The organism is Streptomyces sp. W16 (genome assembly GCF_033194735.1).
GTDB lineage: Bacteria > Actinomycetota > Actinomycetes > Streptomycetales > Streptomycetaceae > Streptomyces.
The window spans coordinates 1-13,965 of sequence record NZ_JAWOAI010000010.1 but is presented as its reverse complement, the minus strand read 5'-3'; the positions used below and the strand labels follow the sequence as shown (position 1 = coordinate 13,965).

General features: G+C 70.6%; 9 protein-coding genes. 1 reads left to right on the top strand and 8 read right to left on the bottom strand.

All coding sequences use genetic code 11. The features are described from left to right. Positions 1-10 precede the first annotated feature (10 nt). The 4 genes from R6V09_RS02580 to R6V09_RS02565 all read right to left on the bottom strand — a co-directional run bounded on the left by R6V09_RS02580 (position 11) and on the right by R6V09_RS02565 (position 5,033). Positions 11-1,360, bottom strand: a complete 1,350-nt coding sequence (locus R6V09_RS02580) for an AAA domain-containing protein (RefSeq protein ID WP_317879676.1) — start codon at positions 1,358-1,360, stop codon at positions 11-13. Further along, on the bottom strand, positions 1,357-2,865 hold the full coding sequence (locus R6V09_RS02575) for a hypothetical protein (RefSeq protein WP_317879675.1): 1,509 nt from the start codon (positions 2,863-2,865) through the stop codon (positions 1,357-1,359). The genes R6V09_RS02580 and R6V09_RS02575 overlap by 4 nt, the downstream gene beginning before the upstream one ends. Next, entirely contained in the window at positions 2,862-4,016 is a 1,155-nt protein-coding gene (locus R6V09_RS02570; RefSeq protein ID WP_317879674.1) for a hypothetical protein, read from the bottom strand. The genes R6V09_RS02575 and R6V09_RS02570 overlap by 4 nt, the downstream gene beginning before the upstream one ends. 144 nt (positions 4,017-4,160) lie before the next feature. Further along, a complete protein-coding gene (locus R6V09_RS02565) occupies positions 4,161-5,033 on the bottom strand; it encodes a hypothetical protein (protein ID WP_317879673.1) in 873 nt (290 codons plus the stop codon). A 289-nt stretch (positions 5,034-5,322) separates the two neighbouring features. Here R6V09_RS02565 and R6V09_RS02560 point away from each other — a divergent pair, with 289 nt between their 5' ends. Beyond that, positions 5,323-7,005: a DUF6119 family protein gene (locus R6V09_RS02560; protein WP_317879672.1), complete on the top strand. Its 1,683-nt coding sequence runs from the start codon at positions 5,323-5,325 to the stop codon at positions 7,003-7,005. A 31-nt stretch (positions 7,006-7,036) separates the two neighbouring features. Here R6V09_RS02560 and R6V09_RS02555 read toward each other — a convergent pair whose 3' ends face one another. From R6V09_RS02555 to R6V09_RS02540, 4 genes are all read right to left on the bottom strand, one after another. Then, on the bottom strand, positions 7,037-8,260 hold the full coding sequence (locus R6V09_RS02555; protein ID WP_317879671.1) for a TIGR02679 domain-containing protein: 1,224 nt from the start codon (positions 8,258-8,260) through the stop codon (positions 7,037-7,039). Further along, entirely contained in the window at positions 8,253-12,524 is a 4,272-nt protein-coding gene (locus tag R6V09_RS02550; protein WP_317879670.1) for a TIGR02680 family protein, read from the bottom strand. The genes R6V09_RS02555 and R6V09_RS02550 overlap by 8 nt, the downstream gene beginning before the upstream one ends. Then, complete coding sequence (locus R6V09_RS02545; protein WP_317879669.1) at positions 12,521-13,681, bottom strand: TIGR02678 family protein; 1,161 nt, start codon at positions 13,679-13,681, stop codon at positions 12,521-12,523. The genes R6V09_RS02550 and R6V09_RS02545 overlap by 4 nt, the downstream gene beginning before the upstream one ends. Beyond that, a partial coding sequence (locus tag R6V09_RS02540) for a DUF2397 family protein (RefSeq protein ID WP_317879668.1) occupies positions 13,678-13,965 on the bottom strand: 288 nt, incomplete at its 5' end. The genes R6V09_RS02540 and R6V09_RS02545, both read right to left, overlap by 4 nt.

Sequence of the window (13,965 nt, the reverse complement as noted above, 5' to 3'; positions counted from 1 at the left end):
TTCGGACAGCTCAGACCAGCACACGATGGTCAGACCGTTCAAGGTGTTCCATGACGACCTGGTGCGCACGCCAGCCGTCCGGGAACTTGGGCGGGACGTCCAAGTAGACGGGCTGGACCGAGGGGTGGCGGTCCAGAAGGTCTGGGATACCGGCTCGGGCGACCACGACGCAAGCGTGGCGGTGACGGGAGAGCAACACGCACAAGCGGCCGGTCTCCAGGTGGAAGGCGCTGGCGTCGACGCGGCCGGACAGAGGATGCCAGACCAGGGTGACGTCGAATTCCCGGCCCTGGAGGCGGTTGGCGGTGTCCACGGTGATGCCGTCCAGCTCCGGGACCAGGGCGATGCGGCTGCGGACGACCTCCGCCTGGTCGTTGTGGGCGACGCCGACGGCGATGCGGCCGGGGGCGAGGCGCCGTCCCTCGGGTGGGGGCGCCTGGTCGCAGTAGGTGCGGAACCCGCGTGTGAGGAGGCGTCTGGCCGTGTCGGCGAGGGCGTCGGCCAGTTCGCCGTCGGTGCGCAGGGTGTGCCGGGCGGGCAGTTGGAGATAGCCCCATCCCCTCTCGGCGGCGCGGTCGAGGACGCGGTCGACGGGATCGGGAGCGAGGGTGCGCAGCAGAGACACACGCCGGTCGTCGGGACCAGTGCCGGCTATGAACCGGGTGAACGGGTAGAAGGCCCGCTCGACCAGCGGGGCGGCCGAGGCCGGCAAGCGCCAGGAGACGGGGAGCTCGTGGAGCGTCATGCCGGGGTTGTGCGCCAGGGTGACGTCCACGGCATTGCGCAGGGGATTCCAGGTCAGGCCGGTCCAACGGTCGGTCTCGACGCTGCTGAACGGGTCGAGTTGCCCGGGATCGCCGACGAACAGGGCATTGTCGAAGAGGCCAGCGCAGGCGAGCAGAGCATCGGAGCGCATCTGGTACGCCTCGTCGACGATGGCGATGGGCCAGTGGCCGTCCTCCTCCTTGCTCCACGCCCACTTGGCGGCGGTCGCGATGACGATCGGCGGCAGAGGACGCAGGTCGGCGACTCGTTCAGCACCGATGACGACGTCGGCGTGCTCCGCGAGTCGCGGGGACAGCGAGCCTCCGGTCCGCAGCAATCTACCGACGGCGAGGCCGGGTTGGTCCCGTACGAGCCGCTCGGCCAGGTCGTCGACCTGCTCGTTGGTCTGGGCGACGATCATCACCGGCTCGCCGCGTGCGACAAGGTGACGGGCCGCCTGCACTACCAGGGTGGACTTCCCGGCACCGGGTGGAGAATCCACCACGATGCCGCGAGAGGAATCGCCGTCGAGCCGGTCGAGGTCGGTGAGGACCCCGGCGACGGCGGTGTCGGCGCGTTCACCGGGTGTGCTCATTCCCATGCCTCGTTCGCGTCGTCGTCGGTGGGTGCGTGGGGCTGGGGCGGGCCGCCGTGCGTCCAGGGCGTCGACTCGTCGTCCGGGAGAGCGGCCGGCCTCGTGAAGACGGGCAGGCTCGTATAACAGACCTCCTCGCCGAGCTCCGGCACAGTGCCCGGTGGTGCCGGGGGCCGCTGGGAGCGTCCCATGCCGCCGCTCAGCTCGAAGTCGATCTCGTACGGTCCCTCCTCAGTGCGCCGTATGGCCAGGACCTCAGCCTTTTGCCCGGCCCTGGCGGGGCTGCGCATCTCGTCACGGACATGAAGTCGCCCAGGCCGCGGCAGGGAGAGCGTAAGCAGAGGGCGCAGCAGCTGTCTGCCGGAGGGGGCGACGATCATACGGCTGGGGGCGGCCGCGGTGACCACACCGACCACGGCCTCGCCGGACAGTTCGTACTCAGCCATCACCAGGGGGTCGTCGAAAGCCCGCTCGGACTCGTAACGGTCGGAGGCATCCTCCAGCCGGGCAAGCCGCCGGGCGGCTCCCGAGGCGTGTTCCCATCGGCCCTGCGGAAGTCCGCCGTCCGCCACATAGGCGGCGAAGCCGGTGAACCGGTCCCTGTCCGTCTGCCAGCGCGACACCACGCTGCGGCCCGCGGGACGGTCCCTCAGAAGATCCAAACCGCGCCACATCAGCCGCCAAGTGGGCAGCAGTTGGGTTCGGAGTTGGACTTCCAGCTGGCGGATCGCCGCCGCTCGGTGGCGCTCGCCCGGAGCCTGTCCGATCGCCCTGTAGAGCTCGGTGAGGATGCCGTCGAAGACCGGGTCAGTGGCGGGGCCGGCGGGCGGAAAGCGGGAGGGGTCTTGAGCTTGTCGCGCCGCCGTCGGTCCGTCGGTGTCGGGCGGCGGGTCGATCCAGCCCATGAGAGCGGGGAGATGTGCGTCCTCGGTGGGGCTCTGCCCGGTGGCCCAGTGGGCGGTCAGCATCCGGGTGAGGGCGGGCATGAGGCTGGAGGTGGGGAACTCATTCTGGTCGGTGAACCAACTCAGCCACTGGCCGAGCCGCGGGACCGCGGGATCCACCGCGTACGGGCCCTCGGTGCGCCGGAACCGAGTGGAACGGCCGAGCAGCCGCAGGAACCCCACACTGGCGGGATTGGGCACGATCAGCTGCGGGGCGTCGGTGGAGCGCTCCCGTAACTCCTTCGCCTTGCCGCGGCCGTACTCGTAGGGCTCGGTGTCCGTGGCGAACCTCTCACAGTACGGCAGTACGTGTCCGGCGAGCTGGGCGGCGAAGCGGATGCGGTCGGTACGGTCCTTCGGATTCGGCACCACCAGCAGGACGGGGGCGTCACGGTTCGTGCCCACCATCGCGGCGAGCGGGGCGCATGCCTCACCGGCGAGGTTCAGGGGGATGAGGACCAGGGGGCGATCAGCGATGTGGACATGGCGCAGGATCGTGACCGGCACCGCGCGGCCGGTGGCGGTCGCCTCCAGCGCCGCCGCCACACGCAGGGTGCTCATGCCGCGCCTCCGGCCAGACGGAGGGTCCGGAGCCGGACCGCGTCGCCGAGCAGCGCGGCCACCTCTTCCTGCGCGGCCGACGGGTTGAGCTCCCCGCGGGCGAGTGCGTACGCGGCGGCCGTACTCGCCAGACCGGGAAGGCTGTCCCGTACGACACTGCCGAGGTGCGCGGGGTCACCGTCGCGCACGGCCGCGTCCCGGCAGTAGCGGGACAGCTCACACATGTCGAGGCAGCGCGGGCCGTAGAGGTGGGGAAGGGCCTCCACCGTGTGGACCAACTCATCGGTACCGACAGTCGGACGGCCGGTGCGAGGGTCCGTGGAGAGATCGAGCGTGGCATCGGGCGGAAGCATGACAGCCCGTTCCTCGGCCCGGCGAAGGCGGACCAATTGGTGGCGGACCGCGTCGAGTTGCTGGCGCAGGTCGACGAGACGGCCGTAGGGGCGGTTCGCGAAGTCCTTGGGCAGCACGAGGAGGAACTTTTCAGCGACGAGAGCGGGATCCGCGCCTATGCCGCTCAGGACTGAGCGCAGGGCGAGGACGTACACGGCGGCCTGCTTGGCGGCCTCGGCGACCTTGCCCGCGTCGGCCTGCCCGTCCACGGCCGCGAAGGACTTGATGACGATCACGTAGAGGTGGTCGCCGATGCGGTGGCTGACCGCGTCCGGTACGAGGTAGGCGTTGGTGCCGGCGACGTCCAGAGTGAGGACCGGGTGGTCGAGGATCACCCGGGCGTCATGATCCTCGGTGATCGCGCCGAGAAGTCTTCTGGTCTCCCCTGCCCGTGGCCGCAAACCGGCGTTCTCTCCCACCGTGTTGAGGTCGGCGACGGCCGCCTCGGCGACCGGAACCTCAAGCTCGGCTCGCAGCAAGGTGATCAGTTCGGCGTAACCGTTCGCCTTGAGCTGTTCCTCGAACGCCCGCTGGCGGGTGATGGCGAAGGGGGACTGGCCGAACGGGGCGGGCAGCCCGAGTCTCACGGCGAGGCCGACCTTGTCGATTCCGGCGGCATCAAGGACGGCTCGCCGGTCGCAACCGGGGTTGACGTTCAGGGCGGTGATCTTCCGCGCGGAGTAGTCCTGCCGTTCCATACCGCCACGCAGCCGGTCGAGGCGACTGCTTCCGGGCGCCGGAGGAGAGGTTGGCGGCATGGACCTTCCATTGAGCGGGGGTACGGGCATAACGCCCTGCGGCGCCAAGCGGCACTCGTGCAGGCGCCATGGAGGTGGAGCACGGGGCAGGAGTGGCCATACAACCTTACCGGCAACTCCCCGTCATCGATGTGCTACCGGTGGCTACTGTTGCTCGACCGCTTCGACGGCACCCAGGCGGGTCGCACCGAACAGCATGCGCACCGGATCGGTGAGTCGTTCGCGTGCATGGGCGGCGGCGGCCTGCCGGGTGGCCCGGTCGGCCTCCGCGTGCACGTCGGCCTCGGCCTCGGCCGCCTGGGTCACGCGGGCGGGGTCCGGCGACCCGTAGCCCTCGTAGGCGCCGGGGATGTTCAGCGCGAAGCGACGCAGCAACACCCAGGCGGGGAGCGTCGGTTCATGACCGGCCGCCTGCATGCGGGCAATCTGCCGGGAGATGCTCCGCGCGTGGACAAGGAAGTCGGCGCGGGGACCCAGCGGTCCGATGATCCGCTGCTCAAGAGGCCACGTGGACACCGCCAACAGCCCTCGGACGGGGGTGAGCCGGTCATGACTGAGTGCGGGGCAGATGTAGTAGGGGCGGGCGAACGGCTGGGCGGTGAACGAGCGTTCCTCGTCCCGCCGCAGTGACCCCAACCGGGTAGTGACCACTTTCTCGAACAGGAACGCCTCATGGGTCGCGGCGATCAACTTCGGGCCCGCCGGGGCGTCGAGAATGGTCAACGCCTGGTGCGCCTGCTCCCGAATCGGGACGGAGCCGCCTGAGGGGCGGGGCGCGGGCGGTGGGGTTGCCTTCGGAGCGCCACTTTCCGACGCCGGGGCGGGCTCGGGCTCGCCTGCCTCGGGTTCGGGCAGGTCGTCCATCTCGTCGAGGCGGCGGCCGTACTCCTGCACGATCGCGCGCAGTTCGGCGCGCAGCTGTCCTGCGGTGACGTTGTCGCCGCGACGCTTGGCAACGCTGATGGCGGCACGGTACTCCGCCATGCGCGCTTCCAGCTCTTCCAGTGACTCAGCCATACGGGACAGGCTACCCATCTCCCACTCGACGCTTCAAGCTCCAAGCTCTCCCAATAATTTGCGTTATTTGGCGGGATGCGGTTACCGTGAAGCACCGGCCCTGCTCCCACGACGCCATCGGCGAGTGGGGCAGGCAGCCGGCACCTTGTCACCCCTGGTTCCAGCGTGTGCGGTCCCCGACGGGGTCCCGCCGCCCCGCGCCGTCGATCGACATCGGCGCACTCCGTCCCGAAGCACCTCGGACTTCACCGCCTTCGGCACGACCAGACCTCGCAGGAGCAACACGGCCATGTCCCCGCTCTCTCCCGTCCCGACCTCCACTCGCACCCTCTACCGGCTCGTCGGCGTCGAACCGACCCTGGAGGGCATGTTCGACAGCATCCAGGCCGACCGCCTCGACGAGATCGGTGCCGAGTTCCGGGCGCTCGACCACTTCGGCGTCCCGGCCATAGCCCTGCACGGCCGCTTCAGTAAGGAAGAGGCCAGCTGGTGCGCGGACTTCGCCCGGCTCACCGAGTGGCCGGTGATCCACCCGTCCCTGCGGGGCGCGGGCCTGGTGCTGCTGGCGGTCGACGGCCAGGTGTACGCCCTCGCCTACGGCGACGGTTTCCGGCTCGTTCCGACACCGCTCAAGGACCGGCGGTTCGGGCTGCGTTTCGCGGTCCGCAGCATCGACCCGGACGACATCCGTGCCGCCGTGGCCCGCACCCCGGGCCAGGGCCGGACCGACATCGCCGTGATGCCCGGCGGCGCACCGATCGGAACGCTGGGCCTGGACACGTACACCAAGCTGGTCCAGCGCATGGGCGGCCGTCTCGCCCGGCCCGAGCTGACGGTCGAGCGCGCCGGCGGTGGCCGGGTGCGCAACATCGAGGGCGGCTGCGGCCTGCGGCTGCCCTACGGCGCGAACGCGGCGTCGCTGATCAGCGACATCCGTACGATCGCCAGGGTGTCCAAGGAGGAACTGCCGCATCCTCAGCTGGAGTTCGTCGAGTCGGTGGTGCAACTGCAGGACGCGGAGACCGTCTCGCTGCTCGACGCCGCCCTCGACCACGCCCTCGGCACCGTCGACGGAGCCCGCCTCGCGGCGACCGTCCCCACCGACTGCCTGGCAGACTTCGGCCGGGCTCGTACCGTCGGGATCCGTTTCGGCTCCGGCGAGGAGTGGACCAGCGATACGTTCGAGCTCGACTACGTGCGGGGAAGACTGCGGTTCCACCGGCCCGGACGCCGGGTCACCGCGCTCCGCGAGGCCCGGGTGACCCTCTACCGGGACCGCCGTGCGAGGCTGGCCGACGCCATTGGCACGGACCCACTGCAGCGCTGGGTCGAGGCGGATCTGCTCCGGGCGGACGGACGCCGGTTCGTCCTCACCGAGGGCGAGTGGCACGAGTTCGACCAGGCGTACCTCGCGGGTCTCGCCACCAAGATCGAGCGGCTGATCACCCCCAGCCCGTCGGTGGATCTGCCGGCCTGGCGCGTCGGCGACGACGAAGAGGCGTACAACAAGAGCGTTCAGCGCACCCGGGACGGCTTCGTCTGCCTGGACCGGAAGCTGGTACGGACCCCGCTCCACCGGCAGCGCGGCGTGGAGATCTGCGACCTCCTCGCGCCCGACAACACGCTGGTGATGGTCAAGCAGGCCAGCGGCTCGGGTGCGCTCAGCCATCTGTTCAACCAGGGTGTTGTGGCCGTCGACGCCCTGCTGAACCAGCCGGAGGCGCGAGCCGGGTTCGCCGACCGGGTGGCGGTCCTGGGCGGACGTCGGCTGCCGGAAGGCTTCCTCCCGGAGCGGGTCGTCTACGCGATCCTGCTCAAGGGCCACGCCGAGCTCACCACCGACACCCTCTACCCCTTCGCACAGGTCGCCCTCGCGCACGCGGCCCGCGCACTCGAGTCCTACGGCGTGCAGGTGGAGGTCGTCGGAATCCCGCTGGAGGACACGCCAGAAGACGGCTGCCAGGCTGCCTGAGCCGCGAAACCCTGTTGCCAACCTGCCACGTTCACCTGCTCCGCGGATGTGACAGGTCGTCGAGCAGGGTGGTGAGCAGGGCCTCCTCGTGGATCGGGATGCGGTGTTCCTCGTAGAGATCGCGGAGTGTGTCCAGGCCCAGGCTCTGATCTCCGGTGATCGTCATGCCGAGGTGGCCGAGGTACGTTCCCGTGTCGTACCGCCAGGTCGTCGCGGCCGGTGCGGCGGTGAGGAGTTGGTCGACCACGACAAAGCCGGCGTCGTCGATATCGGCCCGGACCGTGATCTCGTCCGTGGCAGCCGCCAGTCCCGCCACCAGATCGAGGGCCGCGTTCGAGGGCATGCCGTCCGTACAGATCAACGGGGGGCAGTCCGGGCCCAGTTCATCGGCGGCGGCCTCCAGGACAGAGGGGTTCTCGCAGACGAAGACCCTGGTCGCCGGGGGCACCGACCAGGTACCGGTGAGGGAGCGCAGAGAGAGCCACAGCGGCTCGCCGGGAGCCGCTGTGCTCCATCGGGCGGCGGGTGCGTCGCCGTACAGGGGAAGGTTCAGGACCAGAACGCGGGAGGAGACCCCGTCGCACCGCACGCCCATCGTCTTCCAGGCCCGTCTCCAGTCCCGTCCGGGACGCAGCGGGCGCGGCACCCCGTGCGCGTAGGCAATCAGTCTGGATACGGCTCTGCCCAGGGGCTCCTTGTGATCCAGGGCGTGCGCGTTGTCCAGTACGGTGGCGGCCAGTTGTGCCAGTCGCATGGCTGGCCGCCCCGCACCGGGGAGGCGGTTCCAGACCCGGACGGTCTGCTCCGTCAGCGCGCGAAGCTCGTCGTCTCCAGCGCGTGGTGTGCCGAGGTCGTCCAGCCACTCCCGGGCGACCTCGGCGTCGATCCCGGCTTCGGCCAGAAGGGCGTCGGCAGCGGACCGCTCAGCATCGGCCGCTGTCCGCTTCTCCGCTCGCAGTTGTCGCAGACTGACCAGCGGTCCGCCGACGAGCGTCTCGACGAACTCCCGCACGGTCAGCCCGTGTTCGCCCAAGGCCGCGGCAACGTCCTTCAGCCGTACGGGACGCCCGGAGACGTCCCATTGGGTGCCCACCAGGCGGGCCACCTCCCGACGCTGTGATGCCGTGAGGGTGACACGCAAGGTGCCGTCCTCGGTGTTGAAGCCCTGCTCGGCCCTGCTGCGGATCGCGTCGAGCACCATGGCCGGTCCGGCCAGCCGGGCCCACGCGGCAAGTCCCGCGGGCAGCTCAGGCATCGTCGTACGCTCCGAACAGCCCCTCCGCCATGGCCTGCGTCTCCTCGATGGACACGCCGAGACGGTCTACGTCCACCTGGGTCAACGTGCCCGAGCACCAGAGGTAGGGCATGGCGTCCACTCCCGGCAGATGCTGTTGACGAGCCAGGTCGTACACCGCCACCGCGGGCACCTCCGGATAGGCGCACCACTCATCGTGAGCGGTGAGCATGACATCGAGTTCGAAATCAACGGTCAGGCCCATGAAGGAAGCCTTGACCGCCGTGTCCACGCCCGTCATCGCCTCGTCCAGCCACACCCAGCGGGGGGCGTGCGGTCCGGCCGCGTCGTACGCCACGACGGCGGCGGCGAACAGCGGCTGGGACAGCAGGACGACCTTCTCCCCGCCGGACTTCGCGGCGTGCCGGGCCGAGTCGAACGCCGCCCAGGCTCCGCCCGCGCCCAGCCGGTACTTCAGTGACAGACGCAGCCATCTCCGGTAGTCCAGCGCTTCGGCGAGCTGCGCCTTCCAGTCGACGGCCCCCTCGGCCGAGGCGTCACCACGAGCCGCATCGATCTTGCGGGCCAGAAACGCCCTCACCATTTCCTGGCGGTCGGGGGACAACTCGTCGTAGCCACGCCCCAGAGCCGCGACCACGGTGCCGGCATCGGGGTCGGTGGGATCGGCCTCCCAGTCGACCCGGACCACGTGACCCTGTCGGGTCGAATGCGCGGCCAGTCGGGCGTTGATCTTGGCGAAGGTGTGCGCGGTGTAGTCCAGCCGCTCCTTCAGATGCTCGATGAACGCCGAGCCCAGAAGGGTGGTGAGGACGCGCTGCTGCTCGGCGTCGTAGCCGTCCTGCTGTCGGCGCACGCGGGCGGCCAGTGCGTCGGCGGCGTGGTGCGGTGCCTGCCAGCCGCTGTCCGGATCGCCGAGGACCATGACCTGCGGGATACCGGAGGCTCTCGCTGCCCCTTCTCTCCCTTCACCGTCTTCTCCGTCGTCCTCGTCCAGGACGCGGGCGTCACGGCCCGGCAGCAGTTTCTGCCGCAGTTCCTCCAGTTGCCGGTAGCAACGGCGCCAGAGCCGTTCCTCGTCGGTGGTCTGCGCCAGCACGCCGAGCTCCCGCCGAGCGGTGGCCGCGAACTCGCGCGCGGACTGCACGGAGCGTCGCTCGGGCGAGGTCAGACCCACCGGTTCCGCCAGGCCTGCATCCACCGTCGCCCACAGCGCGGCCATCGCGGAGTCCCGGGCCTGCTCGGCCGCCGCCCGGCGCTCCTCGTGCTTATCGAGGACCTCCTCGGCACGTGCGACGGACGCCTTCGCCTCGGACAGGGTTTCCGAGAGTCCTTCGATGTGGCTTTCCAAGTCCGCACTCTTGGCTTCGAGTTCCTCTCGGCGACGAAGCTGCGCCTGGTGATCGGTACCGAGTACCGATTCCGCCGTAGACAGCTGCACCCCCGCCTTGCGGAGTCGTCCGTCCAGATCCGACAGCTCCTTCCCGACGGCCTGCTGGTCCCGCTCCCGCTGCTCGACTACCGAAACCAGGTTCTCGAAGGTGTCCTGGCGCGCGGCCAGCACATCCACATCGCCGGACAGCGACGCGAGGCAGGAGCGGAAGTCCTGCAGTGCCGCTGCCTGTCCGTCGAGATCGCGCAGGCCGAAGCGATGAATACCCGCGTAGTCGGCGAACCGTGCCCAGGCCTCGTCACGCCGGACCAAGTCCGCCTCATGCCGCTCCCGCACGCCCCGCAGTCCGACTTCGTCGGACAGGCACCGCCGGATGCGCTCGGCCAGCGTGGCCACAGCTGCGGCCAGCGTCCGCTCGGCCTGAGCGGGAATGGTCCGGTCTTCCTCGGCCAGCAGGGTCTGCGCGTCGACGATGTCCGACAACACGCCGTCGACCTCGGCCAGTTCGCCGTCCAATGCCGACAACTCGGTCTCCAGGCGTACGATCTTCCGCTGCCGCGCGGCCTCGCGTGCCGCTGCTCCCAGATAGGCGGCGGGCCCCATGGGCTCGGCGCGGCCGACCAGTCCGCCCACCCGCCAGCCGCCGTCTGCGGCCAGCCAGTCACCGCGCGCACCGTTCGTCCGGCTCGCGCCGGTCCATCCGATGCCGCCGAGGACACGTCGTACGACGTCGGTGTCCACTCCTCCGGCCGAGTCCGGCTCCAGCACGGTCAGCAGGCTCGGTTCAGATCTCACTTCGCCTCGCGATTCGCCCACAACGGGCTGCACATCGGCGACCGGCACACCGTCGCGGGTGGAGAGGTGTCCGTCCGGAGTGATCCAGGCATCGAGCAGACCGGACGCCGCCAGCGCCGCTTCCAGCCGGGCCAGCAGATCCTGGCCGATGTCGCTCACCGGGTTGACGAGGCGCCACAGCGGTGCGCCGCTCCGTTCAGCGAGCTCGGGCCGCTCGCGGCGCGCCCAGCCCGCGGGTTCGGGCGGCGAACCCACGACGTGTTGCCGTACGGCCGCCAGTTCCGCCGTAGCCTCGTCGTGGCGGCTCTGCAAGGGTGCGCGGCGGAGCCGGAGTTGTTCCGCGCGTGCGGTGAGCCCTTCGCGGGCCGCCGTGACATGCGCGTGCATCGCCTCGGTGGGCGATGTGCCGGCGTGCACCGTGCCGGTCTCGGTGTCGATGACGGTCAACTCGGCGACCTGGTCGGACCATTCCTCAAGGAGTCCGGCCGGGCAGCGCGCCACCCGGCACTTGGCAGCCCAGTCACGGATCAGTTCGCGCACCGCACCGACCTGCTGCTCGACGTCGGCTCGTGCCGCGTTCTCGTCCTGCCGGGCGGTGGCCAAGGCACGTTCGGCGCCTTCCAGCGCCTGGCCGGCCCCCTCCGCCCGTCGCTCGGTCTCGCCGTACTCGGCATGGAGATCGCGCAGCGTGGCGAAGCGGTCCGCGCGTGTGCCGAAGTCGGCGGCGAGTGCTTCGACGTCCCGGGCCGGCAGGTGTCGGTCCACGGATGTTTTCAGGCCGCACCGGCCGGCCACCGAGCGCAGTGCGGTCTCCTGGCCGCGCACCTTCTCCTCCGCTTTGCCGACTTCCCGCTCTGCCGAGTCGGCCCGGCGGCGGGCGCCGTCCAGAGCGGTCTGCTCTCGCTCCAGCCGGGTCCGTGCTGCGTCCGTCTGGTCAGTCAGCCCTGTGACGACGCGGCGCAGGCCCTCCACCCGCTCGGCGGCGGTCAGCGCGTCCTGGTAGGAGCGAGAATCCAGTAACTCGCGCAGTTCGGTGTGCCGGTCCTGTTTGTCCCGCCGCGACTCGACCAGCCGCGCCGTGGTGGCTCGCACGTCCGACTGGGCCTTCTCCAGGAAGGTCTGTGCCCGGTTCTTGTCGCGTGTGGTGTTGTCCAGGGTTGTCGTGGCGGCGGTGAACTCGTCGGCCCGGCGGCGTACCACGACACGGCCCCAGGGCCGCCACCCGCTGCCGACGAACCGCGCCACAGCGGTCGCCGCCTCTTCGGTCTGCTCCACCGCCCGCCGCAGCTGCTCCAAGTGGTCCCAGCCTTCGGCGAGCTGAGTGATCTCGTGGCCGGACAGCGGCGGCAGGGCCGCACGCAGGGTCTCGGCCAGGCTGGCCGGGTTGAGGCGCTCCCCGAGTTTGGGCTTGCGCAGCTGTTTGAGGAGCTCGGTCAGGTTGTCGTACGACTCGCTGGACAGGCCGAACAATTCCTCCGCCAGACGGGCGCGGTACGCGGCGGCTGTGCCCGGTACCGTCACTCCGTCGAGCTTCTTGAGGTTCTTCTCCTCGATCGCCCGTCCGCCGGTCAGCAGCGCGAAGTCCTTGCCCGGCCGTCCCGTGGTGACGAAGTGCCAGGTCGAGACGGACTGGCTGCCCGTGCCACGGCGGGCGCTCGCGCCCATGCCGCACGCGAAGTAGCGGGCCGCGCCGGTCTCGTCCCGGCGGCCGAACTCGACCCAGGCGTACCCGAGGCCGGAGTCGGCCGGAGCGCGCGGGTCGTCGCCTTCGCCTGTGGGCAGCAGGTTGAACCGCATGGTGCGATGCTGCGAGCCGAAGGGGTCGAGCACCGACGGGGCGATCTCCCCGCGGAGCAGCATGAGCGTCGTCAGCTCCAGCACCTTGGTCTTGCCCGCCCCGTTGCCCCCGCGCAGCACCAGACGCCCGTCGGCGAACCAGAACTCCGCGTCGTCGTACTCCCAGAGGCCCACGATCCCGACCCGCAGCGGCTGCCAGCGGGGTCGGCCCGGCTCGGGCAGTCCACCACCGGTCGCGGCCGCCAACCACGCGGGCCCCGGCTCCGCATGTTCCAACGTCATCGGTCCCCCACCTCGTCGAAGCCGACTGCCACCGACACCACCTTCGGGTCGCGGAACCGGGCCGCCGCGGGCGAGAGGATCCACCGGCCGGGCTCCGCGGCGGGACGCAACATGTCCAGTGCTCGCAGCAGCTCCAGTGCGTGCCCACGTATCGCCTGATCAGTCTGGAGTTCCTTGGTCATGGCCTTGTGGTACCGGGCACGTACCTCAGCCACGGCCCGGTCGAGCCGACCGTCGTCCAGCAGACCGTCGGCGTCCTGGTGGGACAGGAGCTGGTCAAGCACCATCAGAGTGGCGAAGTCCACCGCACGCAGGCGGGGAAACGGCAGATCCGTCTCGCTCTCGTCGGTGACGACCAGGGCCAGCCCTTCGACCCGCTGCTCCGCGGCCCAGCCGGTCATCTCCGTGCACCAGGAGAGGATCCGGTGTCGTTGCCCGGTGAGATACGCGCGTTCGGCGGGGGTGAGGTCCGTCCAGAGGCAGACGGGCAGTTCGATCAGCCGTCGCATCACGGCGAACCGGGCAGAGGTCTCCGTCGCAGTGGCTTCGTCGTCGCCATCGGCTCCCGAGGCCAAGGCCGCGCGCAGGGCCGCCGGGTCGACGAGTCGCAGCAGCAGGTCCCGCCCGATCTCGTACGCGCCGCCCATCACGTCATTGCGGTGCGCCCAGCCCTCCCCGCGTTGCTCCGCGTCCCGGGAGACGGGTCGCAGTGCCCCGCTGTCCACCAGCAGGCCGACGGCCTTGACGAACAGCTGCCGCTCGGCGAACCGGTCAGGGTCGTATGGGGCGACGTCGACGTCGTCGTGGTTGGTCAGTGTCCGCACCCGGTCCGACAGGTCCTGTGTGGTCGTCACGTCCTCGGCGTCCTCGGCTGCCGCCGCGGCGAGGATCGCGAGGACGAGGACGCGTCTGGAGGGCGCCCGGAATCGTCTGGGTGCCGTAACCTCCGTGCCCAGCGGGGGCCGGAAGAGCCGGGCCGCGGAATCGGTGACGACGAGCCGGTAACCCAGTCGAGAGGCGAACCACTCGGCCAGCAGCGGCTGGTGCCGGGGATGCCGGACCAGCGCGTACAGCTCCGGATGGCGGCGGCGGTCGATCACCGGGTGAGCCAGCAGAGCGGTGAAGGCCCGCCGCCGGGCCTCCGCGTCGCCGGTCACCGCGCCGGCTCCAGCTCGAACAGCCAGTTCAGTGTGACGAGTTGCCCTCGGGGGCTGTACAAAGCCGCGGTGGCGGGACCGTCCCCTGGCGGTGTGAGTGTCACGCGCCATCGACCGTCTCCGGTGACAGCGGCGCGGACATCCAGGCCTGCTCGGCCGCGGGCGACGCCGAGCAGTTCGAGCAGGAGGTCCAGTTCCGGTTCGGACACCGGATCCCAGTCGGCGAGGGTCGTTCCGGAACGAGCCCGCAGCGTCGCCTCCGCGTCCGCGCGGGCGGCGAGGGC